General features: G+C 67.2%; 20 protein-coding genes. 17 read left to right on the forward strand and 3 right to left on the reverse strand.

What is annotated here, in order from left to right; translation table 11 throughout:
- Positions 1-97: 97 nt before the first annotated feature.
- The 14 genes from NL241_RS03780 (at position 98) to NL241_RS03845 (ending at position 15,938) form a co-directional block, all read left to right on the forward strand.
- Complete coding sequence (locus tag NL241_RS03780; protein ID WP_487694344.1) at positions 98-895, forward strand: IclR family transcriptional regulator; 798 nt, start codon at positions 98-100, stop codon at positions 893-895.
- A complete protein-coding gene (locus tag NL241_RS03785) occupies positions 892-1,326 on the forward strand; it encodes a MaoC/PaaZ C-terminal domain-containing protein (RefSeq protein WP_487694345.1) in 435 nt (144 codons plus the stop codon). The genes NL241_RS03780 and NL241_RS03785 overlap by 4 nt, the downstream gene beginning before the upstream one ends.
- On the forward strand, positions 1,323-2,441 hold the full coding sequence (locus NL241_RS03790; RefSeq protein WP_494396817.1) for a substrate-binding domain-containing protein: 1,119 nt from the start codon (positions 1,323-1,325) through the stop codon (positions 2,439-2,441). The genes NL241_RS03785 and NL241_RS03790 overlap by 4 nt, the downstream gene beginning before the upstream one ends.
- Before the next feature lie 13 nt (positions 2,442-2,454).
- Positions 2,455-3,486 carry an ABC transporter permease gene (locus NL241_RS03795; protein ID WP_487694347.1) on the forward strand — a complete coding sequence of 344 codons (1,032 nt, stop codon included), beginning with the start codon at positions 2,455-2,457 and terminating at the stop codon, positions 3,484-3,486.
- Positions 3,483-5,015 (forward strand): sugar ABC transporter ATP-binding protein, encoded by a 1,533-nt coding sequence (locus tag NL241_RS03800; protein ID WP_494396818.1) that lies wholly within the window; start codon positions 3,483-3,485, stop codon positions 5,013-5,015. Before NL241_RS03795 ends, NL241_RS03800 begins: the two co-directional genes overlap by 4 nt.
- Complete coding sequence (locus NL241_RS03805) at positions 5,008-5,718, forward strand: SDR family NAD(P)-dependent oxidoreductase (RefSeq protein ID WP_487694349.1); 711 nt, start codon at positions 5,008-5,010, stop codon at positions 5,716-5,718. Before NL241_RS03800 ends, NL241_RS03805 begins: the two co-directional genes overlap by 8 nt.
- Positions 5,715-7,289 (forward strand): acyl CoA:acetate/3-ketoacid CoA transferase, encoded by a 1,575-nt coding sequence (locus tag NL241_RS03810; RefSeq protein ID WP_487694350.1) that lies wholly within the window; start codon positions 5,715-5,717, stop codon positions 7,287-7,289. The genes NL241_RS03805 and NL241_RS03810 overlap by 4 nt, the downstream gene beginning before the upstream one ends.
- Before the next feature lies 1 nt (position 7,290).
- Positions 7,291-8,424, forward strand: a complete 1,134-nt coding sequence (locus NL241_RS03815) for a Zn-dependent alcohol dehydrogenase (RefSeq protein ID WP_487694351.1) — start codon at positions 7,291-7,293, stop codon at positions 8,422-8,424.
- Positions 8,421-9,575: an acyl-CoA dehydrogenase family protein gene (locus tag NL241_RS03820; protein WP_487694352.1), complete on the forward strand. Its 1,155-nt coding sequence runs from the start codon at positions 8,421-8,423 to the stop codon at positions 9,573-9,575. Before NL241_RS03815 ends, NL241_RS03820 begins: the two co-directional genes overlap by 4 nt.
- A gap of 14 nt (positions 9,576-9,589) precedes the next feature.
- Complete coding sequence (locus NL241_RS03825) at positions 9,590-11,032, forward strand: aldehyde dehydrogenase family protein (protein WP_494396819.1); 1,443 nt, start codon at positions 9,590-9,592, stop codon at positions 11,030-11,032.
- Complete coding sequence (locus tag NL241_RS03830; protein WP_494396820.1) at positions 11,029-11,772, forward strand: enoyl-CoA hydratase/isomerase family protein; 744 nt, start codon at positions 11,029-11,031, stop codon at positions 11,770-11,772. The genes NL241_RS03825 and NL241_RS03830 overlap by 4 nt, the downstream gene beginning before the upstream one ends.
- Positions 11,769-12,491 (forward strand): SDR family NAD(P)-dependent oxidoreductase, encoded by a 723-nt coding sequence (locus tag NL241_RS03835; RefSeq protein ID WP_494396821.1) that lies wholly within the window; start codon positions 11,769-11,771, stop codon positions 12,489-12,491. Before NL241_RS03830 ends, NL241_RS03835 begins: the two co-directional genes overlap by 4 nt.
- Positions 12,491-13,660, forward strand: coding sequence for a dihydrodipicolinate synthase family protein (locus NL241_RS03840; RefSeq protein ID WP_494396822.1), 1,170 nt, complete (start codon positions 12,491-12,493; stop codon positions 13,658-13,660). The genes NL241_RS03835 and NL241_RS03840 overlap by 1 nt, the downstream gene beginning before the upstream one ends.
- 73 nt (positions 13,661-13,733) lie before the next feature.
- Positions 13,734-15,938, forward strand: coding sequence for a molybdopterin-containing oxidoreductase family protein (locus tag NL241_RS03845; RefSeq protein ID WP_494396823.1), 2,205 nt, complete (start codon positions 13,734-13,736; stop codon positions 15,936-15,938).
- A gap of 63 nt (positions 15,939-16,001) precedes the next feature.
- Here NL241_RS03845 and NL241_RS03850 read toward each other — a convergent pair whose 3' ends face one another.
- Positions 16,002-18,641, reverse strand: coding sequence for a DUF8189 domain-containing protein (locus tag NL241_RS03850; RefSeq protein ID WP_494396824.1), 2,640 nt, complete (start codon positions 18,639-18,641; stop codon positions 16,002-16,004).
- 315 nt (positions 18,642-18,956) lie between these two features.
- On the opposite strand from NL241_RS03850, the gene NL241_RS03855 reads away from it, so the two are divergent.
- From NL241_RS03855 to malQ, 3 genes are all read left to right on the forward strand, one after another.
- Positions 18,957-20,438, forward strand: coding sequence for an aldehyde dehydrogenase family protein (locus NL241_RS03855; RefSeq protein WP_494396825.1), 1,482 nt, complete (start codon positions 18,957-18,959; stop codon positions 20,436-20,438).
- The gene (locus tag NL241_RS03860; protein WP_494396826.1) at positions 20,435-21,640 is read left to right on the forward strand and encodes a cytochrome P450; all 1,206 of its coding nucleotides are present in this window, start codon (positions 20,435-20,437) and stop codon (positions 21,638-21,640) included. Before NL241_RS03855 ends, NL241_RS03860 begins: the two co-directional genes overlap by 4 nt.
- 93 nt (positions 21,641-21,733) lie before the next feature.
- Complete coding sequence (gene malQ, locus NL241_RS03865) at positions 21,734-23,764, forward strand: 4-alpha-glucanotransferase (RefSeq protein ID WP_494396827.1); 2,031 nt, start codon at positions 21,734-21,736, stop codon at positions 23,762-23,764.
- Here malQ and NL241_RS03870 read toward each other — a convergent pair.
- Complete coding sequence (locus NL241_RS03870) at positions 23,711-24,307, reverse strand: cysteine hydrolase family protein (RefSeq protein WP_494396828.1); 597 nt, start codon at positions 24,305-24,307, stop codon at positions 23,711-23,713. The genes malQ and NL241_RS03870 overlap by 54 nt on opposite strands.
- Entirely contained in the window at positions 24,304-25,302 is a 999-nt protein-coding gene (locus NL241_RS03875; RefSeq protein WP_494396829.1) for an aromatic ring-hydroxylating oxygenase subunit alpha, read from the reverse strand. Before NL241_RS03875 ends, NL241_RS03870 begins: the two co-directional genes overlap by 4 nt.
- Positions 25,303-25,382: the final 80 nt, after the last annotated feature.

Genomic DNA, 25,382 nt, shown 5'->3' on the forward strand with positions numbered 1-25,382 from the left:
CGCAGCGATGCCTCCACATTGTGGAGTGCTTGACGGCACCCAGGACACCGGCCTATGGTCTAGCTCACATCCACAATATGGATATGGAGACCACATTATGGAAATCGCGGGAGCCCAGAGTGCGTACCGGGTCCTCGACGTCCTGACGGAAGTGTCGCTCAATCCAGGCGCCACCGCGGGCGAAGTTGCAAAAGCCACGAATCTGACAGCCCCGACCGCGCACCGGTTGCTGCGGGTGCTGTGCGATCGCGGCTTCGCGATTCAGAACGACGCGGGCAAGTACGTCCCGGGCCCGCAGATGCGGGTGCTGGTCGGAGACCGCGTGGACCGCGCGACGCTGGAGGAGATAGGCCGGCCGCTGCTGGCGCAGCTGCGGGACAAGTCCACCGAGACGGTGTTCCTCGCGGTCCGGGAAGGGCTACAGCTGACCTACCTCGTGGTGATGACCTCCTCGCATTCCGTGCAGATGTATGGCGAGGTGGGACAGCAGATTCCCCTGCATGCGACCAGCCAGGGCAAGGTGATCCTGGCGTTCCTGCCGCCCGGTGTCGGAGAGCGCATCATCGACCAGTTGGAGCTGGCGCGCTACACCCCGTCCACCATCACGACCGCGGTGGAACTGCACGAGGCGATGTACGAGATCCGGCGCGACGGCTACGCCCTCAACTTGGAGGAACGCGAACTCGGCGTGCGCTCCATCGCGGCCCCGGTGCTGGACCCGTCCGGCAATGTGGTGGCCTCGGTGTGCGTCGGCGGCCCCATCTTCCGGTTCTCCGAAGAAGACCTCCGTGGCAAGTTCGCCGACCTGGTGTGTGAGACCGCGGAAGCGATCAGCGCCGAACTCCTGCGGAGGTTCAAGCCGATCGAAGAAACAGAAGAGCGGTCGGCTCAGTGAGTATCGAGACGGTCAAGACGTTCCACAATATGGAGCTCGGCGCCAGCGCTGAGCACACCGCGATCATCGACGCCGGCACCATCCGGGCGTACGCGCAGATCTGCGGTGACCACAATCCGATCCACGAAGACGCCGAGTACGCCGCCAACACCCGGTTCGAGCGTCCCGTCGCCCACGGCATGCTCGTCGCCGGTTACGTCCAGACCGCCCTCACCGAACTCGTCGCGCCCGGCGGGGTGTCCACCAGTTACCAGTTCGACCTCCTGGCACCCGCCTTCGAAGGTGCCTCCGTCACCGCGCAGGCAGTGTGCGCGCATCTCGATCCCGTGACCCATCGGGCCACCTTCACCATCACAGTTGTCGACGACACCACTCGGAAGCAGTTGATCAGCGGGTCCGCAGTCGTCGCGTTTCCCAAAGGAGAGAAATGAAGATCCGCAAGATCCTGCCTGCAGTCGTCTGCGCCGCTTCGGTGGTCGCCATGACGGCGTGCAGTTCGAGTGTCAACAACAACGCCGACCCGTCCGACACGGCCGCGCCGGCAACCAACGTCGAGATCGACGACGGCGGGTGCGCCGAGAACCACGACCAGATCGCACAATTACAGGCAGATCTCAGCAAGAACCTCTACGGCATTGCCGCTGCCGAATCGGGCAAGGATGAGCGCACCAACCCCAACCCCATCCCTGAAGGCGACCCCATCAAGATCACCTTCTCGGTCGAAGGCCTGAGCCACCCCTTCCTGGTGAAGCAGAAGCAGCTGGCCGAGGAAGCCGCGACCAAGCTGGGCGCGGAGATCAACATCATCAGCGCCAACGACGATGTGAACCAGCAGTTCAACGACATCCAAACCGCGATCGCTCAGGGCACCGACGCGCTGATGATGATGCCGGCCACGACCCAGGGTCTCGACGCGGTGCTCAAACAGGCTGAGGCCGCGCAGATCCCGTACTTCTTCTCCCAGAAGGGCATGCTCGGCGTCGACCCGGTGTCGCAGGTGTTGGCGCCCTACTCCAACGAGGGACAGCAGCTCGGTGAGTGGGTGGTGGAGCACTACAAGGGGCAGGAAGACGTCAACGTCGCGATCATCTCCGGCATCCCCGGCGACCAGTCCAGCGATGCCCGGGTGAACTCCTTCCTGTTGCCGCTGCTGCGGTCCTGCAACTTCAACATCGTGGCCAACCAGCCGGGCAACTACCGCCGCGGCGACTCCGAGAAGGCCGCACAGAACATGCTCGCCGCCAACACGAACGTCGACCTGCTGTTCGGCGCCAACGACGAAGCCGCACTCGGTGGCATCGCGGCGCTGAATTCCAGTGGGCGCCAGGGCGTCGACGTGGTGGGCCTGGACGGCCAGACCGACATGTTCGCCGCCATCCAGTCCGGCCAGGCATTGGCCACGGTGATCCACAAGCCCACCGCGGGCATCGTCGTCGAAGAGATCGTCGACTACCTGCGTGGTAACCCGGTGCCCGCATACCGCGTCCTCGACGAGGACCTGGTGACCAAGGAAACCATCGAGTCCGGCGCCCAGCCGGCATTCTGACAACGGAGCAGTCATGACCACAACCTCGGCACCACTGCGTCCTCCAGGCCCGCCCGAGACAAAGGAGCCCAAGGGCAAGGGGTTCGGCGGACCCAGCCTGCGCCAGCTCGCCCAACTCGGGCCGGTGGTCGCACTGGTACTGCTGGCCGCGGTCTTCGCCGTCAGCGCGCCCAACTTCACCAGTAGCGCCAACCTCACCAATGTCCTTCAGCAGGTGTCGATCACAGCCATCGCCGCGGTCGGGGCCACGGTGGTGATCCTGGTTGCCGGTATCGACCTGTCGGTCGGTTCGGTGGTGGCCCTCACCGGCAGCATCGCGGCGCTGTATCTGCAGCACGCGATCCTGTCGACGGGAGCGTCGGCGGTGGTGGCGGTACTGCTCAGCCTGGTGGTCGGCACGGCGTGCGGGTTCCTCAACGGGGTCCTGATCACGCTGTGCCGGGTACCTGCGTTCATCGCGACGCTGGCGACCCTGACGGCCCTGCGGGGTATCGCCCTGCTGGTCACCAACAGCTACCCGATCTCGATCAACAACAGCGCCTTCACCCAGATCGGCGTCGGCAAGGTGGGCCCGGTGCCGATCCCGGTGATCATCATGGCGGTGACGTTCGCCGTGGGGTACGTGATCCTGCACCGGCTCAAGATCGGGCGCCGGATCTACGCCGTCGGCGGCAACCGGGAAGCGGCTCGGCTGTCCGGGATCCGGGTATCCCGAGTGCTGTTGTTCGCCTTCACTTTTGCCGGGCTGTGCGCCGGTGTCGCCTCGGTGATCCTGACCGCCAAGCTCTCGTCGGGGCAGCCGGCCGGGGCGGTGGGCTTCGAACTCGACGTCATCGCCGCGGTGGTGGTCGGCGGTACCAGCCTGTTCGGTGGTCGCGGGCGGTTGGCGGGCACCTTCCTCGGAGCGCTGGTGATCGCTGTCCTGGGCAACGGCCTGACACTGATGAACGTCCCGTTCTACTGGCAGCAGATCGTCACCGGTGCGGTGGTGGTGGCCGCGGTGGTGCTGGACCGGGTGACCCGCGGTGGGGAGCCGGGCGAATGAGTTCCCCAGCAGGCACGGTAGCTCCTGTGCGCACCGGGCTGGTGCAGGCGTCCGGTATCTCCAAGCACTACGCGGGTGTCGCGGCGCTCGAAGACGTATCAGTCACGTTGGAGCCGGGCAAGATTCACGCGCTGGTCGGCGAGAACGGTGCAGGCAAGTCCACGCTGTCGAAGATCCTGGCCGGGTTCGAGACGGCGGATGCCGGCACCATCACCCTCGACGGACAGCCGATCAACCCCAAGAACCCCACCCAGGCCGCGGCGCTCGGTATCGGGATCGTGCACCAGGAACTCTCGGTCATCGGCTCGATCTCGGTGGCGGAGAACGTGCTCGTCAATGCCGAACCGTCACGGTGGGGTGTGATCGACCGGCGCGCCCTGGCGCACCAGGCCAAGGCGCATCTGCAGAGGGTCGGCCTGGACATCGACCCCCGCAGGCAGGCCGGCGAGCTGTCCATCGCCGAGCAGCAGCTCATCGAGATCGCGCGGATCCTGGCGCAGAATGTCCGGGTGGTGTTCTTCGATGAACCCACATCGTCGCTGCCACACGATGATTCGGTACGACTGTTGGGGTTGTTGCGGGAACTGCGCGACGATGGTGCCGCGGTGGTGTTGATCAGCCACGACCTGCCGGAGGTGCTGGAGTATGCCGATACCGTGAGCGTGCTGCGCGACGGGCGACACATCATCACCGCGCCCGCCGCCGAGTTCACCGAGGACTCGCTGATCAGGCACATGATCGGGCGCAACCTCGAGTCGGTGTATCACGGGCACGACGAGACGGCGGACAAGCACGCCCCCGTTCTGACCGTGCGTGACATCAGTGCTCCCGGCGTGGTCTCGGCGTCGCTGCACGTCAGCCCGGGGGAGATCCTCGGTATCGGCGGCCTGGTCGGCAGCGGCCGCACCGAGGTGCTGGCCGCGATCTTCGGAGCCAGCAGGATCGCCGGCGGAACGATGAGTCTCGACGGGAAGCCGCACCGCCCGGCGCACCCCCGTAACGCGCTGGACGCCGGTATCGCGCTGGTGCCCGAAGACCGCAAGAACCAGGGACTGCACCTCGGACTGCCCATCAGCACCAACATCGAACTGGCCAGCCTGGCCGCGATGAGTACCGGCCCCTGGTTGCGACGCCGCAAGGGCGCCAAGATCGTCGACCGGTTCTTCAAGGAACTGCGGATCAAGGCCGCGAGCACCTCGATGCCCGTCGGATCACTGTCCGGCGGCAACCAGCAGAAGGTGGCGCTGGCCAAGGTGCTGGCCACCCAACCCCGGGTCCTGCTGCTCGACGAACCCACCCGCGGGATCGATGTCGGCGCCAAAGCCGAAGTGCACCGGCTGATCCGGAGCCTGGCCGACGAAGGTCTGGCGATCATCATGGTGTCGTCGGTGCTGCCCGAGCTGCTGGGCGCCTCCGACCGGATTGTCGTGATGCGCGCCGGGCGGACCGTCGGTGAGATCAGCCGTGCCGACGCGTCCGAGGAAGCCGTCATGAAGCTCGCGTTCCAGGGAGCGGTGTCCGATGACTGACAAGGTAGCGGTGCTCACCGGCGCCGACGGCGGGCTGGGCCGTGCCGTCGCGCAACGGCTGGCCAAAGACGGTTTTACCCTGGTACTGGGGTATCACCCGGGCAGTGCCGCGCCCTCGATCAGCGACGCGCTGACGGTGCCGGCCGACGTCACCTCCGAAAGTGATGTGGCACAACTCATTTCCACAGCGGTTGCCGAATACGGCCGCATCGACGCCCTGGTGACGCTGGCGGGCGTGATGGAACAGAAGTTTCTGCCCGACCTGGATCTGGCGACCTGGAACCAGACACTGGCGGTCAACCTCACCGGCACGTTCCTGTGTGTCAAGGCCGCGGCGGGCGAACTGACCAAGACCGGGGGCACCGTCGTCACCATCGGCAGCCAGATCGGCTACGTGGGCGGTATCAACTGCGCCGCCTACACGGCCTCCAAAGCCGGGGTGGGTGGACTGACCCGGGCGCTGGCCCGCGAGCTCGGCCCCGCGGTACGGGTGAATTGTGTTGCGCCGGGACCGATCGAGACCCCGATGACCGCGGCACACGCGACGCCCGAGTGGGTGGAACAGAAAACGAGATCGCTGGTCATGGGTCGATTCGGGACACCGGACGAGGTGGCCACGGCGGTCGCCTGGCTGGTGGGTGACGAAGCGAGTTTCGTCACCGGGCAGACCATCAACGTCAATGGGGGAGGAGCGATGCCATGAGGATCAGTCAGACGATCACACCCGAATTCCTGTCCGCGCGGGACGCCATCGAACGGATCCCCGATCGGGCGCGACTGCTGGTCGAGGCCTCCGGCGGCGGAGTCATCGAACCATCGGGATTGCTGAACGCGTTGGCCGACCGCTACCGCCGCACCGGCGGGCCCGGCCAACTGTCGGCGTACTTCTGCAGCGGGGTCGGCGACCGCAACGGCTCCGGCATGGACGTGCTGGCCCTGCCGGGCCTGCTGCGCAGTGCCATCGCTGGACACTGGGCCATGACACCCACCCTGTCGAAGATGGCCCACGACGGTGACATCGAGGCCTACAACCTGCCCCAGGGCGTGCTCGCACAACTGCTGCGGGAGAGCGCGGCCAAACGGCCGGGGCTGATCACCAAGGTAGGTCTGGGCACGTTCTGCGACCCACGCCAGGGCGGCGGCCGGCTCAACAACGCCACCACCACCGACCTGGTCGAGGTGATGGAGATCAAGGGCGAGGAGTACTTGTTCTATCCCAGCCCGTCCTTCGACGTCGCCTTCATCCGCGGCACCACCGCCGACGAACACGGCAACCTCACCCTCGAACACGAGACTGCCAAACTCGGGGTGCTGGCGGCCGCGACGGCCGCGCGCAACAGCGGCGGGCTGGTGATCGCCCAGGTGAAGCGCGTGGCCGCCGTGCACACACTGAATCCCAAGAGTGTGGTGGTGCCGGGCCATCTGATCGATATCGTGGTGGTGCAGGAAGACCAGTGGCAGACCGCGATCAACGAATACAACCCGGCCTTCTCCGGTGAGGTGTACGTCCCGTTCGGCCGTTCCCCGGCGATGCCGCTGTCGGAGCGGAAAGTGGTGGCGCGCAGGGCACTCGACGAGATCAAACCGGCCTCGGTGGTCAACCTCGGGGTCGGGATGGCCGACGGTGTGGCCACCGCCGCGCTCGAAGAGGACCGGCTCAAGGAGATCACCTTGACTGTCGAGCAGGGCATGGTCGGCGGGGTGCCCGAGCGCGGGGTCATCTTCGGGGTGTCCTGGAATCCCGAGGCCGTGATCGAGCACGCCTCACAGTTCGACTTCTACGACGGTGGCGGCCTGGATGTGGCGTGCCTGGGCTTCGCCGAGGTCGACAAGGAAGGCAACGTGAACTCGTCCCTGGTCGACGGTCGGATCTTCGGTGCCGGCGGGTTCATCAACATCTCGCAAGCCGCCAAGAAAGTGGTGTTCTGCGGGACACTCACCGCGGGAGGTCTGCGCATCGACCTGTCCGAGGGGCACCCCAAGGTGACCTCAGAAGGTAAGCACCGCAAGTTCATCGACAAGGTACGCCAAGTCACGTTCAATGCACACCTGGCCCGCGAACGCGGCCAGGAGGTCATCTACGTCACCGAACGCGCGGTGTTCGCCCTCGGCGACGACGGACCGGTGCTCATGGAGGTGGCGCCGGGCTGGACCGCCGAACAGGTGATCGCGCTGATGGATTTCCGGCCCAAACTCGCCGACGTCGTGACAACCATGTCCAGCTCGCTCTTCAGCCCCGATCGCCGAATCCCCAACGAACAACAGGAGAATTGACATGCGCACACGAGCCGCCGTCACCTACCGACTGAACACCCGCTTCGAGGTCAAGGAAGTCGAACTCGACGAACCCGGACCCAACGAGGTGCTGGTGCATCTGGTCGCTTCCGGTGTCTGCCATTCCGACATGCACCACGTCACCGGTGACCAGATCGCCGCCCTGCCGATGATCTTCGGCCACGAAGGTGCCGGCGTCGTGGAACAGGTGGGCGCCAACGTGACACACGTCGTTCCCGGTGATCACGTGGTGATGTCGTATCTGCCGTCGTGCGGCACCTGCCGCTGGTGCACCGACGGCCAGACCAACCTCTGCGATCTCGGCGCGCACACCGTGGAGGGACCGCAGATCGACGGGACCTACCGGTTCCGCGACGATGACGGCGTGGAACTCGGTCAGTTCTGCCTGGTGTCGACCTTCAGCGAGTGGACCGTCGTACCCGGGCAGTCCGTGGTCAAGGTCGACAAGCACTACCGCTTGGAGCGGGCCTGCCTGGTGGCCTGCGGTGTCACCACCGGCGTGGGCACGGCGATCTACCGCGGCGGCGTCGAGCCCGGTGAGGATGTGATGGTCTACGGGGTCGGCGGCATCGGGATGAACATCGTGCAGGGCGCCAAGATCGCCGGTGCCAAACGCATCATCGCCTGCGATACCAATGACTGGAAGCTGGAGCAGGCCAAGCTGTTCGGCGCCACACACACCGTCAACCCGAACACAACCGACCCGGTGGAGTTCGCCACCGAACTCACCTGGGGTGTCGGCGTGGACAAGGCGTTCGAGGCCATCGCTACCGCCGAGACCATCGGCCAGGCCGTCCGGTCGGTACGCAAGAGCGGCACCGTCGCGGTGGTGGGCCTCACCCGGCACGACCAGCCCAGCATCCCGGTGAACCCGTCGGATTTCGTGCTGTGGCAGAAGACGCTCACCGGATCGCTCAACGGCGGCTGCAACCCGCGCAATGACATCCCGAAGATGTTGAAGCTGTGGGACTCCGGCCAGATCAACCTCGACGGCCTGGTCACCAAGGAGTACCGCATCGAGCAGATCAACGACGCCTACGACGACCTGCTGGCGGGCAAGAACCTGCGCGGCGTGATCCGCTACGAGTGGGCCGACAACGGAGTGCCGTCATGACACTTGCGTATTCACTCGACGCCGACGCCGAACAGTTCCTCGGTGTGGTGGCTGACTTCTGCACCACGCGGGTGGGCCCCCGCGCCCAGGACATCGACCTCACCGGTGAATTCTTCCCCGACCTGCTGGCCGATGCGGCCGATCTCGGGTTGCAGGGCTTGATCTTCGGAGACGACGGCACCATCGATCCGACCATGTTCGCGCTCGCCCACGAGACCACCGAACTGGTGGCGTCGTACTCGGGAGCGGTGGCGCTGGGCATCTCGATCGCCCGGCTGCACGGCTACCTGCTGGCGGCCTACGCGCCCGTCGACGTCAGGGACCGGTGGCTGCCCGGGCTCATCGACGGTTCGGTGCGGGGCAGCTTCGCACTCAGCGAACCGCACTCCGGCACCGACATCCGGGCCGGCCGCACGGTCGCGGTGGAACTCGACGACCACACCGTCAGCATCACCGGCGAGAAGGCGTGGATCACCCAGTCGCCGGCCGCGCACTTCTGCATCGTTCTGACCAAGCTGAACTCGGCCGACCGGGACGCCCCCACGGCGGCGTTCGTGGTACCGCTGGACGCCGACGGGGTGACTGTCGGCAAAGACGAACCCATGTCGGGGTTCCGCGGAATGCCCATGGCGAACGTGCATTTCGACAACTGCCGGATCCCGTCGGCCTGGCGGCTGCAGGTGGACGGTTTCCGCGGCATGCTGGAAGGCCTGAACCTGGCCCGGCTCGACGCCGGGTGTTACGGGGTGGGTTTCATGCGGGCCGCGCTGCGCGAGAGTGCGGCCTATGTCCGCGACCGGCAGGCGTTCGGCAAGTCGCTGGCCGACCTGCAGATCGTGCAGGAGAAGCTCGGCCGGATGCACGCCGACTATCTTGCCGCCCGCGGGCTGTTGCGCGAAGGCGTCGCCAGTTACGCCGCCGGCGGTGGCGGCGACTCCCATTTGATCTCCGCCGCCAAGATGTTCGCCACCGACGCCGCGATGCGCAACACCGTCGAGGCGGTGCAACTGCATGGCGGCTACGGCGTTCATCTGCACTATCCGGTGCAACGATTGATGCGGGACGCGAAGATCACCCAGATCATCGACGGCACCAGTGAGATCCACGCCCTGATGCTCGGCCGGGCCGCGGCGCGCGCCGACTGGTCCTGAAACTGAAGGAAGACATGACTGTCAACGCAGCCCTGCAACGTTCCGTGTTCATCGACGGCGAGTTCGTCGGCTCCGACGGTGACGTCCTCCCGGTCACCGACAAGGCCACCGGGGCGGTGATCGGCGAGTCCGTCACCGCCACCGAGTCGGACGTCCAGCGTGCGGTCGCCGGTGCTGTTGCCGCGCAGCGGGAATGGGCGGCCACCCCGGCCACCGAGCGAGCGGCCATCCTGCGCCGCGGCGGCGCGATCCTGGAGCGGGAAACGGCCCGGTTCAAGGACATCCTGATCCGCGAGGGCGGGGCCGTAGGTCCCAAGGCCGAGGGCGAGATCGGCGCCAGCGTCATCGAGTTCTTCCAGGCCGCTGAACTGGCCACCACCCCGCTGGGGGAGATCATCCCGTCCGGGCAGCGCGGCCGTGTCAACATCATCGAGCGCCGCCCCGTCGGCGTCGTCGGACTGATCACCGCCTGGAACGCGCCGGTGCACATCGCGATGCGGGTGCTGGCGCCGGCCATCGCGCTGGGTAACGCGGTGGTGCTCAAACCCGCACCGGAGACGCCGTTCACCGGCGGACTGATGCTGGCCGAAGTGCTCGCCGAAGCCGGGGTGCCGGCCGGTGTGGTGCAGGTGCTCACCGGCGGTCCTGCCGGCGCCGGGTTGGTCAAACACCAGCAGGTCGACATGATCCACTTCACCGGCTCGGAAGAGACCGGCCGCCGCATCAACGTCGCCGCCGCACCCCTGCTGAAGCGGGTGGCGCTGGAACTCGGCGGCAACAACGCCAGCATCGTGCTCGCCGATGCCGATGTGGAACTCGCCGCGCGGTGCGGTGCCGGTTCGTCGTTCGGTCACCAGGGCCAGGTGTGTATCGCCACGGGACGCCACATCGTGCTGGCCGATGTGGCTGCTGATTACATCGCGGCGCTGTCGGCCGAAGCCGCGAAACTGACTGTCGGCGACCCGTACACGTCCGAGGTCGATCTGGGACCCATGGTGTCGGAGCGTCAGGTGGAGAAGGCGCTGGCGATGGTGACCAGCAGCGTCGAACTCGGTGCCCGGGTGGTGGAAGGTGGTACCGCCGAGGGAGTGTTCCTGCGTCCCACGGTCGTCGACCAGGTGCGCCCCGGAATGGTGCTGCACGACGAGGAGGTGTTCGCGCCCATCGCGCCGGTCACCGTCGTCGACTCGGTGGATGAGGCGCTCAAGATCGTCAACGGCACCCGGTTCGGCCTGTCCACGTCGGTGTTCAGCCGCGACCTCGACAAGGCGTGGAGTGTGGCCGATCAGGTGCGTTCGGGCATGGTGCACGTCAACGACGGCACCGCCATGCACGAGTCGCAGGTGCCGTTCGGTGGAACCGCCGCGTCGGGCCTCGGTGACGACCTCGGTGGCCGCGCCAACATCGACCTGCTGACCGAGCGTCGGTGGACAAGCCTGCAGCGGAATGCACTGTGACCGATGGGTTCGAGAAGGGCACGGTCCGGCTGGAGGTTTCGGGCCGGGTCGCGCGCATCGTGCTGGACCGGCCGCGCAAGCGCAACGCGCTGAGCACCCATCTGATCACCGAACTGCGGGCCCGGCTCGAAGAGGTTGCCGCCTCAGATGCCCGGGTGGTGCTGCTGGTCGGTGAAGGCCCGGTGTTCTGCGCCGGCGCGGATACCGTCGAATTCGCCGACATGTCAGCCGAACTGGTGCGGGGCCGGTGGACCCGGCTGGGCCAGCAGGTGTTCCGGGCGTTGGCCGAACTACCGCAGACCACCGTCGCGGTGCTGGCGGGCAGTGCCTTCGGTGGGGGACTCGAACTGGCGATGCACTGCGACTTCCGGGTGGCCGCCGAGTCCGCGGTGCTGGCGCTGCCGGAGGCCACGCTGGGCACCACACCGGGGTGGTCCGGGCTGGGCAAGATCAGCGAGATCGCGGGGCTTGCCGCGGCCCGGCGGCTGGCGCTCACCGGCGTGCCCGTCAGCGCGGCCGAGGCGTTTCGGCTGGGCATCGTGGACATCGTGGACGCCGACGTGCGTACCGCGGCGGACACCCTGATTCAGAGCCTGTTGGACACCACCCCGGGTGCGCAGTCGATTCTCAAGCGGGTCCTGGCGTCCAGTGCGCCCGCGGACGCCGCCACCCTGATCGATTCCCTCGCCGGTGGCTATCTCGCCGCCTCCGGTGAGACCAACTCCAGGAGGAACTCGTGACCAGAACCGTGCTCATCGCCGGCTCATCCCGCGGTATTGGAGCCGCCGCCGCCCGCCAGGAGGCCGCCCGAGGATCTCGGGTGATCCTGCACGGGCGCAGCGATTCTGCTGCGCTGAAAGAGCTTTCGGCCGAACTCGATGCGACCGCCTACCACTGTGACGGCCAGGATGCCGCCGCCGTGCAGGAATTGGTGGATGCCGCGCTGGGGACACACGGCCGTATCGACGCACTGATCTGCACGCTGGGCAGTGTGCTGGCCACCGACGCGCTGTCCGGCTCCACCGACGACTGGATCGACGAGTACCGGTCGAATGTCCTGGGCCCGGTGAACTTCATCAGGGCGGTGGCACCGTCCATGCTGGCCAACGGCGGTGGCCGGATCGTCACGGTGTCCTCGATCCGCGGCCGGGACAACCTGGCCAGCCCGGAGGTGACGGGGTATTCGGCGGCCAAGGCCGCCCTGGAGAACGTCACGGTGTCCTTCGCCAAGGCGCTGGCTCCGTCCATCACCGTCAATGCGGTGGCCCCCGGCTTCGTGCTGACGGATATGTCCGAATCCTGGTCGGACGAGGTGCGCAAAGAGGTGGCCACCAATCTGTTGGGCCGCGCAGCCCAGCCCGAAGAGATCGCCGCGCTGCTGTGCTTCCTGGCCGGCGACGGTGCCAGCTTCATCACCGGCCAGACCGTGCTCGCCGACGGCGGATTGGACGCCCGCTGATGACACATCTGGTTCTGCCGGACTCCGACGGCAAACTCACCCAGGTGGAGCTGGCCGCACCGGCGGCGCTGATCACGTCCTCGGCTCCACCCACCAGCCGCGCCGTGTACGCCGCCGCGCATGTGGTCGCCGACCCGCTGCGGGCCTGCGATGCGGTTCCCGGTGTCGAACAGATCGACTGGGATGCCACGCTGGAGCTGCGCCGGCGCCTGTGGTCGCTCGGCCTGGGCGTCGCGGAGTCCATGGATACCGCCCAACGCGGGATGGGCCTGGACTGGGCCGGGGCCCGCGAGCTGGCCCTGCGGACCCTCGCCGATGCCGACGAGCGCGGCGGGGACGTGGTGGTGGGTATCGCCACCGATCAAATCGACAGTCCGACAGCCGATCTCGGTCAGATTCGTGATGCCTACCTGGAGCAGATCGCCGATATCGAAAGTGCCGGCGGCTTTGTGGTGATGATGGCCAGCAGGCACCTGGCCCGGGCGGCGCAGAGCCCCGAGGACTACGCCAAGGTCTACGGGGAGGTGCTGGCGCAGGTCACCCGGCCGGTGATCTTGCACTGGCTCGGTGCGATGTTCGACCCCGCGCTGGCGGGCTACTGGGGGCACGACGAACCCAAAGCCGCCATGGGATGCGTCGTCGACATCATCGGCGCCCACGTCGACAAGGTGCGCGGGATCAAGGTCTCGCTACTGGATGCGGCGCTGGAAACCCTGCTGCGCGAGCTCATTCCGGCGCCCGCACGGGTGTTCACCGGCGACGACTTCAACTACGTGGACCTGATCGCCGGTGACGGCACCCGGCACAGCGAGGCCCTGCTCGGTGCCTTCGCGGCTGTGCCGCGGTTCGCCTCGGCGGCCTTCGCGCGTCTGGACGCCGGTGACACCGCCGGTTTCCGGGACATCCTGGAGCCGACGCTGCCGCTGAGCCGCTTGGTGTTCAGCGCCCCCACCCAGTACTACAAGGTGGGCGTGGCGTGGCTGACGTATCTCGACGGCGGCCAGCATCATTTCCGGATGCTGAAGGGCTTCGAGACCGGTCGCAATCTGCTGCACCTTGCCGAACTCGTGCGGGTGGCCGGCGGGCTGGGGCTGTTCACCGATCCGGATCTGGCCGCGCAGCGGGCGTCGGCCTACTTCGCCGTGCAGGGTGTCGGGTCCCGCTTCTGATCGCGGCGAGATCTGAGGACGGGTGTGTCCAAAAGTGCAGTTCGGCTGACGCGCGCGTCGTATCCTCAGCCCCATGGCACCCCTCGTCGAGCACCGGCCGACCTTCTGCCGGATCTGCGAACCGCTGTGCGGGATGATCGCCACCGTCGAAGACGGTCGGCTGACCGCCCTTCGGCCGGACAAGGATCATCCGCTCTCCCGGGGATTCGCCTGCCAGAAGGGCATCGCATTCACCGAGATCAACAACGACCCCGATCGAATCACCGTTCCACTGCGCCGGCGGCCCGATGGGCAGTTCGAGGAAGTCAGCTGGGACCAGGCGCTCGACGACATCGCCGCGCGGCTCACCACGATTGTGCGACAGCACGGTTCGGGTGCCGTCGGCTGGTACATGGGCAACCCCGGCGCGTTCAGCTTCGGTCACGCGATGTGGTCCGGCCTGTTCACCAAGGGCCTGGGCCGGCGGTCGCACTATTTCACGGCATCGTCGCAGGACGTCAGCAATCGAATCCTGGCCAGCCAACTGCTGTACGGCTCGCCCGCCGCCATTCCGGTTCCCGACCTGACTCGCGCTGAACTGTGCGTCGTGATCGGCGCGAACCCCGTGGTCTCCCACGGCAGCATGATCACCGCCCCGCGCATCAAGGACCGGTTGCACGACATCGTGAAGCGCGGCGGCCGCGTCGTCGTCATCGATCCGCGCAGGACCGAGACCGCCGCACAGTTCGAATGGCTGGGCATCCGGCCCGACAGTGACGCGTTTCTCCTGCTCGCCTTGCTCCAGGTCATGTTCGACGAAGGCCTCGCCGACATCGACGCCATCCAGCGCCAAGCCACCGGCGTCGACTGGCTTCGCGCGCACTGCCTGCCGTTCACCCCGGAGGTCACCGCCGAGGTGACCGGCATCGACCCCGACACCGTTCGTGGTCTGGCGCGGGATCTGGCCCGCTCGGCCGGTGCCAGCGTGTACGGCCGCTTCGGCACCAGCACCGGCCGCAGCGGCACGTTGACGTCGTATCTGCTGGATGCGGTCAATCTGGTTTCGGGGAATCTCGACCGGGCCGGTGGTGCCATGTTCGGCTCGCTGGGGATTCCCGGCCAGCGGCTGGCTCTGAAGCTGCTGGCCCCCGCCATGCAACGGGCCTACCGACGAAATCGCTCACGGGTGGGCGGCTTTCCTCAGGTGTTCGGTTCAGAACCGGCCACCATGATGGCCAAGGAGATCGCCACACCGGGCCCGGGTCAGATCAAAGCACTCTTCGTCAGTGCGGGTAATCCGGTGCTGTCGGTGCCCAACGGTGCCGAGCTGGTTTCGGCGGCCGCGCAGTTGGATCTGATGGTGGGGTTGGACTTCTATCTCACCGAGACCACGGCGCTCTGCGACTACGTGCTGCCGACCACCACCATGTACGAGCGTGACGACTTTCCCGTCCTGGCTCAAGGGCAGCAGCTGACCCCGTTCCGGCAAGCCGGCGAGGCGGTGGTGGCTCCGGCGGGTCAGGCGAAACCCGAATGGCAGATCGTCGACGGCCTGATGCGGCGGATGGCACGACAGACCCCGGGCTTCGCCATGGTGGCCGTGATGCGAAAGGTGCTGAGCCTCATGGGGATCGAGTTCGGTCCCCGGCTCCTCATGGACGCCGTGATCCGGCTGGCCGACGGCGGCGACCGGTTCGGCCTGCGCCGCGGCGCGTTGAACTTCTCCAAGCTGGCGGCCGACCGCCCACACGGGGTGATCATCGAACCGCACTTGCGCGAGAAAATCCTGCCGAAGACAGTGCCATACCAGGGTGGGCGGGTCAGGTTGGCCCACGACGGTATCGCCGGCGAGATCGAGAAGCTGCGTCGTCGGAAAGAACCGGCGCAGTACCCACTACGGCTCATCGGGATGCGCGAGCCGCGCTCGGAGAACTCCTGGATGCACAACTCACCGCTGCTGATGCGTGGTGACCGGGGCCACCGGGCGTTGATGCATGTCGACGACGCCGCCGAACTCGCGATTGCCGACGGTGACAAGATCCAGATCAGTTCGCCGTGGGGAAAGATCACTGTGGCGGTGGGTCTGACGAAAGACATTGTGCCGGGCGTCATCGCCGTGCCGCACGGCTGGGGGCACGACGGCACCGGCGGATGGAAAGTCGCCAACCGCGCCGGTGGCGCGAATGTCAATGCACTGATGTCGACGGAGCCCGAAGACGTCGAGGCGCTGGCGGGCATGGCGTGGCTGACCGGTGTGCCGGTGCGGGTGCACCCCGTTGATCGTGAAACGCGGCTGTAAGCATCACGGTAGCGCGGCAACGTAGGGGCCTGGACGCCCTGCCCCTACGTGCCGCAACACATCTCAGAGCGCGTTCTGTCCGATGTCCATCAAGTCGATCCAGCCCCCCAGGGATGCCCAACCGGACCAGCCGTTGTTGGGCGCGGTCTGCCAGGTGTGCCATACCGCGCCGTCGGCACCGCGGCCGAACACCTCGATCCGTCCGTCGTTGTTCTGGCTGACCTTCAGCTGATCGATCCAGCCACCGCGGGATTGCCAGCCGGACCAGCTTCCGTTTGCGGAGGCTTGCCAGGTGTGCCAGACGGCGCCGTCGGCGCCGCGGGCGAACGCTTCGATTCGGCCGTCCTCGTTGCGGCCCACGGCGAGTCGGTTGATCCAGCCGCCGAGGGATTGCCACCCCGACCAGCCGCCTGCGGTGGTCTGCCAGTTGTGCCAGAGTGCTTTGTCCGCTCCACGCGCGAAGATCTCGAGCCGGCCGTCGGCGTTGTGGCCGATGTCGATCAGGTCGATCCAGCCCCCGAGGGACTGCCAGCCGGACCAGCTTCCGCCTGGGGAGGTCTGCCAGTTGTGCCAGACGGCACCGTCGGCGCCGCGGGCGAAGACTTCCAGCCGGCCGTCCTCATTGCGTTCCACGGTGAGTCGGTCGATCCAGCCGCCGAGGGATTGCCACCCCGACCAGCCGCCTGCGGTGGTCTGCCAGTTGTGCCAGAGTGCTTTGTCCGCTCCACGCGCGAAGATCTCGAGCCGGCCGTCGGCGTTGTGGCCGATGTCGATCAGGTCGATCCAGCCGCCGAGGGATTCCCAGCCGGACCAGCTTCCGCCTGGGGAGGTCTGCCAGGTGTGCCAGACGGCACTGTCGGCGCCGCGGGCGAACGCTTCGATTCTGCCGTCCCCGTTGCGGCCCACGGCGAGTCGGTCGATCCAGCCGCCGAGGGATTCCCAGCCGGACCAGCCGTTGTTCGGCGCGGTCTGCCACCTGTGCCACAGCGCTTTGTCCGCGCCGCGGGCAAATACTTCCAGCCGGCTGACCGCTCCGGCAGCCGCCTGCCGCACCGCCGCGCCGGCGTCGAGAAATGTGCCGACCGGTTTACCGGGATCCTCGGTGAGCGGTGTCCCGGTGACATTCAGGATCCGCCGGATTTCGGCGGGACTCAGACCAGGGTTGGCCGCCAGCATCAACGCTGCCACACCGGCCACCTTGGGAGTTGCGCCCGAGGTACCGCCGAAACTGTTGGAATAAGCCTGATCTGAAGCAGAGTCGCAGGTCAGATCATGATCACCGTCGCCGGGTGCGGCGACGACGATCCGCGGGCCGTAGTTGCTGAACCACGCGCGTTTGTTCTCGGTGTCGTGATAGGCGGTCGCACCCACCAGAATCGAGCCCGTCTCCGGGATCGCGTTTCCGGAGTCGTCCACGCCCGCGTCGCGGTCGCCGTTTCCTGCCGCGACACAGACCACGACGCCGGCAGCGATGGCGGTCCTGATTGCCGCGTTGACCGAGGGAACCTGTTCGTAGTTCCCGAATGCTCCGGTCTGGACTTCGAGTATGACGACCTTGCGGCGACCTCCGCTGTCGGTGGTGCGTACCCAGTCGATACCCCGTGCCCACGGTTCGCCTCCGAGGCTGGCGCCCGTGCCGGAGTCGGATTGGATGGCCCACAGCGGAGCCTCGAAACCCACCCCCGCCATGCCGGCGTCATTCACCGCGGCGCCGGTGTGCCCGAGCACACCTGTTCCGTGAAAGATGCTGGGGCCGTGTGTGACATCGGTGGTGCCGTCGAATGCGTTGTAGGTGCGTTCCACCTTGCCTGCTAGGTCCTGATGGGATGTGCGGTAACCCCAGTCGATGTCGGCAACCACGACGTCCTTGGCGGTGGATCGTGCCCAGGCATTGTTCACGCCACACCGGAACAGATACCACTGATTCTCCAGACCGGTGTTGGGATCGACGACCACCTGACCGCTGTTGCCGATCAAGGGTTCGGTCAACGGAGTGGCGACCGGCGGTGCGGTCAGCGCTCCCGTCATGGACGTCTCGGCGGTGACCGTCGGGGGCAGAGCGACGGGTACCGGCACTGCCCGCTCCACCTCGGGCAAGGCGGCGAGCTGGGCGGCGATCGCACGGGTGTCCGTGTGGTCCGGGAAGTGCAACGTCATGAAATGGCCGAGATGGGGTGCGTCGATACCCTGTTGCCGTGCCACGGCCTGTGCCGCCGACGCTTCATCGGGCGAAGTCAAGAACGTCGGTTCGGCCTGCAGGAGACCGTGCCGGCGCAGGATCTGGTTCATCTCGTCGAGCCGGCCCTCGTCAGCGCTTCGGATCGAAGGGGTCTCGGCGTCGGCGGGACCGATCTGCGGACTCACTCCTTCCCGGAATTGCACCTCGACGACACCTGGCCGATAGGACGGGTGCGCGGCGGCCGTGCCACCTGGCGGGCCGAATCGGGGCTGCCCGGGTCTTTGCCCGTTGCCCGCCATGGTCGTCGGAGGCGCCATGGACGGGACGGCTGAATCACCGGGCTCACCGGTCGTTTTCATCGACCGCTGCCCGCGGCCGGGCCGGGGCATGTCATCGTCCTGCGTCGCGTCCATCATGGACGGAGTGGGCATGTCGCCTGTATCTACATGGCTGTCGAACGAACCGGGCAACGGCATCTCCGATGCGGGAGCTTCGGAATCTGGCGTGCTGTCGCGCTTCGTCATGGCAATCGCCTCCTTGGCGATTCGGTGTTCTGGTTGTTCACGCGCAAGGGCGAGTGCGCTTTCGTTGCTGCGCCGCAGCCACTGACACTCATCGCTGACGCGGCTGAACACCGCGAAATCTCTTGCGCCTGATCACGCCGGCGGTCGTGACACACCGAGTGTCCCGATCCAGGAGCGCGTCGACTCGCGTAGTTCCCTACTCGATCTCCAGGTGGGCCTGCTGACCACGCCGCGTTTGGCCAACACTGCCGTCCACTCTACTGTTAGCGTTACAGTATGGCTGTGGAGTTGCCGTGTGAACTTGGGGAGTCGGCCATGAGTGTCGGGGAGGCCACCCTGGTCGATCCTGGCGCCGCGCTGCGGCGGGTCCTCGAGTTGCAGCGGCGGGCTTTCCTCACCGACGGCCCACCCGAGGCCGCCACCCGGCGCCACCGCATCGACCGTCTGCTGGCGCTAGTCCTGGACAACACCGACGCCTTCGCCGATGCCATGGCCAGCGACTTCGGCACCCGCTCGCGCGCGGCGTCGTTGTTCACCGAAGTGGTGGGAATGATCCCGGTGATCGAATACACCAGATCACATGTGGCGCAGTGGATGCGGCCACAGAAGCTGCTGCGTGCCGCGCGTCTGGCCGGACTGCGCGCGGACGTCGAACCCACTCCGCTGGGCGTGGTGGGCATCATCGGGCCGTGGAACTTCCCGCTGAACCTCGTGGTGCTGCCCGCCGCGGCGGCGTTCGCGGCCGGAAACCGGGTGATGATCAAGATGTCGGAGATCACCGGGCATACCGCGCAGCTGATGAGTGAGCTGGCGCCGACGTACTTCGACCCGGCCGAGCTGCACGTCACCACCGGCGGACGTGAGGTGGCAGCGGCCTTCGCCACGACCGCGTTCGACCACCTCTTCTTCACCGGTTCCCCGTCCATCGGTGCACTGGTCCAGCGGGCTGCCGCACAGAACCTGGTGCCCGTCACCCTGGAGCTGGGCGGCAAGAACCCGGTGGTGGTGGCGCCCGACGCCGATGTTGCGACGGCGGCGGCACGCATCGCGGCGGCCCGGATGGTCAACGGCGGACAGGTCTGCGTCTGCCCGGATTACGTGTTCGTCCCCGCCGACCGGGCCGAGGTGTTCGTCGACGTGGTGAAGCAGACGTGGGCGGCGATGTTCCCGACGGTCGTGACCAATACCGACTACTGCTCGAGCGTCGACGACGCCAACTACGACCGGGTGCTCGGCCTCCTCGACGACGCGCGCGCCCAAGGCGCCACCGTCGACGCCGTGGAACCCGACGGTGAACTGCTGCCGGACCGGGCCGGCCGCAAGATCGCACCAACCCTGGTTCGGGGTGTCGACCCGTCGATGCGCATCGCCGAGGAGGAGATCTTCGGCCCGGTACTGGAGGTGAAGACCTACTCCGCGCTGACCGAGGTGATCGAGTACGTCAACGAACGGCCCTCGCCGCTGGTGGCCTACTGGTTCGGACCCGACGGCCAGGAGTTCCGCCGGTTCGTCCAGAACTCGCGAAGCGGCGGTGTCGCGCGCAATGACTTTGCCGCGCAGATGATCCCGTCGGCGGCGCCGTTCGGTGGTGTCGGACGCAGCGGCATGGGGGCCTACCACGGCAAGGCGGGCTTCGACGCGTTCAGCCATCACCGCTCGGTGGTGGGATCGGATCTGCCCTTCAGCCTCACGGCCCACGCCGCGCCACCGTTCGGCAGGCCGGTGAAACTGTATGCCGATATGACGCTGCGGCTGGCGCGGGCGAGGACCCACCGCCGCCTGAAAGGGCGGCGATGACAGTCTCGACAGTGGTGTTCGATCCGTTCTCGGAGGACTTCTTCAACGGACCCTACGAGACGTACCGCCGGATGCGCGCCGAGGCGCCGGTCTATTACAGCCAGCAGTACGACTTCTACGCCCTGACCCGGCACCGGGATGTCGCTGCCGCCTTCAAAGACTTCAGCACCTACTCGTCGGCCCGCGGCGTTGACCTGGCGCAGGTGCGCAAAGGTCATGTGACAGAGCATGGTTCGATCATCGCGATGGACCCGCCCCGTCATCGGCACATGCGCAGCCTGCTGAACAAGGTGTTCACCCCGCGCGCCATCCAGGCGCAACGGCCGATGGTGGCCGCGCTGATCGACAAGTACCTCGCGGCCGTCGACCCGGACGGATTCGACGTGGTTCAGGACTTCTCGGCGCTGTTCCCGGTCGAGGTGATCACCACCATGCAAGGCGTGCCCGACGGGGACAGTCAGCGGATCCGGCTGTGGATCGACGACCTGCTGCACCGCGACTCCGGACAGGTGGAGATGTCCGAGGCAGGCCTGCAGTCCGCCGTCGAGATGGCCGTCTATTACTACAAACTGACGAAACAGCGTCGGGGTGAACTCGGCGACGATCTGCTGAGCAAGCTGATCACCGCCGAGATCGAACGGGACAACGGTGAGATGGAGCCGTTGAGCAATGTCGAGATCACCGAGTTCGCGACGCTGCTCGGTGGGGCGGGCGCCGAGACGGTGACCAAACTGCTGGGCAATGCCGCGGTGGTGTTCGCGCAGTTCCCCGACCAGTGGCAGAAACTGCGCGACGACCGCAGCAAGATCCCGCTGGCCGTCGAGGAACTGTTGCGCTACGAGGCCCCCGCGCAGTACAACGTGCGCTGCTCGCTGCGGGAGACCACACTGCACGGTGTGACGATTCCGGCGGGCAAGCCGGTGTTCCTGGTGGGCGGTTCGGCCAACCGCGATCCCGAGGCGTGGACCGATCCCGATCGCTTCGATATCGACCGGGACCGCACCCAGGCGCAGAATCTCGGGCTGGGCTACGGCATCCACAGTTGCCTGGGCGCAGCGCTGGCACGGATGGAAAGTGCCATCGCACTGGACAAGTTGCTGGACTTCATGCCGTGCTACGAGGTGGACTGGGCGGGCTGCCGGAGGGTGAACATGCAGAACGTGGCCGGCTGGAGCAACGTGCCGGTGCGCGTGCTGCGCTGACAACCCGTGTGAGACGGTGCCACCCGGGTATAGAAGCGAGGTGTTCGCTCCTTCGCACCGACGTATGCCCACCGTTCCTGCTGTGCGGTCACGGTGACAGCCGCACCCACACCGGCCCCGGACGATCTTCGCCGGCTTGCCGCCGCGCACGGGGTGGCCACGTCCTATCAGAACGAGCGGCGGGAGCCGGTGGACGTCGACGCCGACGTCGTGATCCGGGTGCTCGGCCTGCTGGACGTGGAGGCGGGCACCGACAGCGACCGCCGCCGTGAGCTTGCCGAGGTGGCGCAGCGCAAGAGCGTCGGCGCAGTGCCTCCCACGATCGCGGTGCGGGCGGACGGGCGACCGAGGCGGGTGCCGGGAGCGCGGGTCCTGATCCATGAAGACGGCACCGAGCTCGAGGTGCTCAACGAGATACCCGCGGACCTCCCGCTGGGCTGGTATCGCCTGCAGACCCACGACGACCAGGAGGCCGCCCTGGTGGTCGCCCCACCGAAGGTGCCGGCCTCGCCGCCGACATGGGGCTGGATGCTGCAGCTCTACGCGTTGCGGTCGGCGCGCTCCTGGGGTCACGGTGACCTCGGTGATCTTCGTGAGTTCGTCAACTGGACCGCTGCCGAGCACGGCGCAGGCGCGGTTCTGCTCAACCCGCTGCACGCGCCCGGACCGACCCACCCCGTGCAGCCGTCCCCGTACACCCCGTCCAGCCGGCGCTTCGCCAATCCGCTGGCGCTGCGTATCGAAGACCTGGACGCCTACCGTCGTGCGGATCCGGACACCCGCGCGGAAGTCGACGCCCTGCGCGTGTCGGCGAGCACCCACCGCATCGAACACGACCTGGTGTGGGCGGCCAAACGCGCTGCGCTGGAACTGCTGTGGCGGGCAGAAGGCCGCCCCGCGGTGCTCGCGGACTCGAACGCCTCGGCGGGCCTGCGGGACTGGGCCACCTACTGCGCTCTGGCCGAGCGGCACGGTGGGCGGTGGAGTCGCTGGCCCGAGGAACTGCGTGACGTGTCGGGGGCGGCCGTGGCCGCCGCCCGCCGTGAGCTGGCACCCCGGGTCGGATTCCACGCGTGGGTGCAGCGGCAGTGCGCCGAACAGCTCCTGGCTGTACGCAAGAGCGCGCGCGATGCCGGCATGGCGCTGGGGGTGTTGCACGACCTCGCGGTGGGCGTGGATGCCGACGGCGCCGACGCGTGGGCGCTGGCCGACGTGCTGGCCACCGGTGTGAGCATCGGGGCGCCGCCGGACAACTTCACCCCTCGAGGACAGGACTGGGGGTTGCCGCCATGGCGCCCGGACCGCCTGGCCACCACCGGGTATGCCGCGCTGCGGGACATGTTGCGCGCCGTGCTGGCACATGCCGATGGCCTGCGGATCGATCATGTCGCCGGACTGTGGCGGCTGTGGTGGGTCCCCCCGGGCGACGGCCCCGAGCGCGGCACCTACGTGTACTACGACGCCGACACCATGTTGGCGGTCCTGGCGCTGGAAGCGCACCGGGCCGAAGCCACAGTGGTGGGGGAGGATCTGGGCACCGTCGAGCCGGAGGTCACCGCGGCGCTTGCCGACAACGGGATGCTCGGCTGCGCGGTGTCGTGGTTCACCCGTGACCAGTCCGTGCCCGGCGAGCCGCTGCTGGCGCCGGCCAAATGGCCGGAGCGAGCTGCCGCCAGCCTGTCCACGCATGACTTGCCCACGGCCGCAGGGTTTCTGCAGGGTGAGCATGTGCGGGTGCGTGCCGATCTCGGCCTGCTCGACGATGTACCGGCCGAACAGGCCAACGCCGACAAGGAGCGCGCCGAGTGGGTACAGCTGCTGCAGGACGAGGGCCTGTTGACGGCGGAAGCGGACGATCCGGCGATCATCACCGCGATGCACCGGTTCCTGGCGGCCACGCCCAGCAGGCTGAAACTGATCTCGCCCTACGATGTCATCGGTGAGCCGCGCCAGCCCAACCTCCCGGGGACCGTCGATGAGTATCCGAACTGGCGGATCCCGTTGCCGCAGACGCTGGAGCAGTTGCGTGCCGACTCCCGGGTAGTCGAAGTCATCGCCGCGTTCCGGGCGTCACTGCCAGGCAGCGACGAGGGCGGCGGTGGTGGTGATCTCGGCCAGCAGTGACAGCGTGTTGTCGATGACGGCCTCGCCGTAGTCGGCGGGCACGCCGGCCACGGCATCACGCGGCAGCACCACACGATAGGCGGCGTTCACCGCGTCCATCACCAGGTTGGGGATCGCGACGTTCAGTGATACTCCCACCGGCACGATGGTGCGCACGCCGAGGTTACGCAGGATCGCGTCCAGGTCGGTGCCGCCCATCGGCCCCAGGCCGTGCCACCGGTGTAACACCAGATCGTCTGTCTCCGGGCCGAATTGGGGGAGCAGTGCCGCACCCGAGGTGCCCGGGGTGATCGCAACACCACGCCGCCCGACGGCGAACAGCTTGGCGTTGGTGTTGGATCCTTTGCCATCAGGTCGCCGCTGCACCAGGCAGTGGACCACTTGAGCGCCGGCCCGCCGCGCCACGGGTAACAGGCGTTCGATATTGGGCAGGGCGCGGCGGCGGGCCTCGTCCGCGAGCGCGGGCAGGCCGGCCTCCCGGCCGACGACGGCACCCTGCAACTCCTGGGTGACGACGGCGGTGCACGAGGGGTCGACATTCATGTGACCGCCGCAACCTCGTAGAACTGGGTGGCCCATTGCCGCAGTGCCATATACGGTTTGGCGTCTGTCTTCGACAGCGACGGGTGCTCGATGTACTTCTGGTAGCGCCAGATGTCCAGGTCGTCCCACACTGTCACCAGGTACTGCTTCTCCACTCGGGCGCGAACCTCCTCGGGTGGGACGTCGGACTGGTCGCCGCCCTGCCGTGGCCACCAGATCGAGTAAAAGAGGTTGGACACCTGGTCGTCGACCGGTGTGCAGGCGAAGATCAACCGGTGGTTCGACGACCCCTCGAACGCGCTCATCGCGAAGCCCAGTCCGGAGAAATGACTGTGGATGCGCAGCGCCATCTGGTCGGGGTCGTCGCTGCGCACATCCGGCCAGCCAGTCAGGAACCGCCACTCCTCGTCCACCACTGACCAGTCCAGGCAGACCGGTGTGACGGTCGCCCCGTGCACATAGCGGAAATGCGCACTGTCCGGGCCGTTCTCGGCGACGATCTGGGGGTGGACGGGCTCGTTCTGCGCGAGCCGGGAAAACTCAGGATACGGCCGGTAGTACTTGTCGGGGTCGGTCTCGAACTGCGGAAACTTCAGGAAGATGTCAGGTAGTTCCCACTGTGGTGGCCTGCCGTCGGGCTGATGCCAGAGGAAGACGCAATCATGTTGCTCTACAACGGGATACACCCGAAGATGCAGGCCCCGGTTGGGCCGGTCCGGTTGGTACGGGATGTGGCGATTGGTGCCGTCGGGGCCCCAGCGCCAGCCATGGAAGGGGCACTCCAGACAATCGTCGACCACGGTGCCGCCGTGGCCCAGGTGGGCGCCGAGGTGTTTGCAGTGCGCCTCCATCACATGCAACTCTCCAGATTCGTCGCGGTAGGCGACCAGGTCTTCGCCGAAGTACTTCAGCGGCCGGGTCTGGCCGGACGGGAACTCCGGTGACCAGCCGATCATGAACCACCCGGTGACCTTCCAGGTGAATGGTACCTTCACCGCCCCGACCTCCTCGAACCGCGATCCGATGGCAACGGAATACATTACAGTAACTGTTTCGACAGTAACGCGGGGTTGGA

The sequence above is a fragment of the Mycolicibacterium sp. SMGY-1XX genome (genome assembly GCF_059132455.1).

Coding starts and splice junctions, on each gene's coding strand:
- NL241_RS03780 (WP_487694344.1), top strand. CDS start 98: ATGGAAATCGCGGGAGCCCAGAGTGCGTACCGGGTCCTCGACGTCCTG.
- NL241_RS03790 (WP_494396817.1), top strand. CDS start 1,323: ATGAAGATCCGCAAGATCCTGCCTGCAGTCGTCTGCGCCGCTTCGGTG.
- NL241_RS03795 (WP_487694347.1), top strand. CDS start 2,455: ATGACCACAACCTCGGCACCACTGCGTCCTCCAGGCCCGCCCGAGACA.
- NL241_RS03800 (WP_494396818.1), top strand. CDS start 3,483: ATGAGTTCCCCAGCAGGCACGGTAGCTCCTGTGCGCACCGGGCTGGTG.
- NL241_RS03805 (WP_487694349.1), top strand. CDS start 5,008: ATGACTGACAAGGTAGCGGTGCTCACCGGCGCCGACGGCGGGCTGGGC.
- NL241_RS03810 (WP_487694350.1), top strand. CDS start 5,715: ATGAGGATCAGTCAGACGATCACACCCGAATTCCTGTCCGCGCGGGAC.
- NL241_RS03815 (WP_487694351.1), top strand. CDS start 7,291: ATGCGCACACGAGCCGCCGTCACCTACCGACTGAACACCCGCTTCGAG.
- NL241_RS03820 (WP_487694352.1), top strand. CDS start 8,421: ATGACACTTGCGTATTCACTCGACGCCGACGCCGAACAGTTCCTCGGT.
- NL241_RS03825 (WP_494396819.1), top strand. CDS start 9,590: ATGACTGTCAACGCAGCCCTGCAACGTTCCGTGTTCATCGACGGCGAG.
- NL241_RS03840 (WP_494396822.1), top strand. CDS start 12,491: ATGACACATCTGGTTCTGCCGGACTCCGACGGCAAACTCACCCAGGTG.
- NL241_RS03845 (WP_494396823.1), top strand. CDS start 13,734: ATGGCACCCCTCGTCGAGCACCGGCCGACCTTCTGCCGGATCTGCGAA.
- NL241_RS03850 (WP_494396824.1), bottom strand. CDS start 18,641: ATGACGAAGCGCGACAGCACGCCAGATTCCGAAGCTCCCGCATCGGAG.
- NL241_RS03855 (WP_494396825.1), top strand. CDS start 18,957: ATGAGTGTCGGGGAGGCCACCCTGGTCGATCCTGGCGCCGCGCTGCGG.
- NL241_RS03860 (WP_494396826.1), top strand. CDS start 20,435: ATGACAGTCTCGACAGTGGTGTTCGATCCGTTCTCGGAGGACTTCTTC.
- NL241_RS03870 (WP_494396828.1), bottom strand. CDS start 24,307: ATGAATGTCGACCCCTCGTGCACCGCCGTCGTCACCCAGGAGTTGCAG.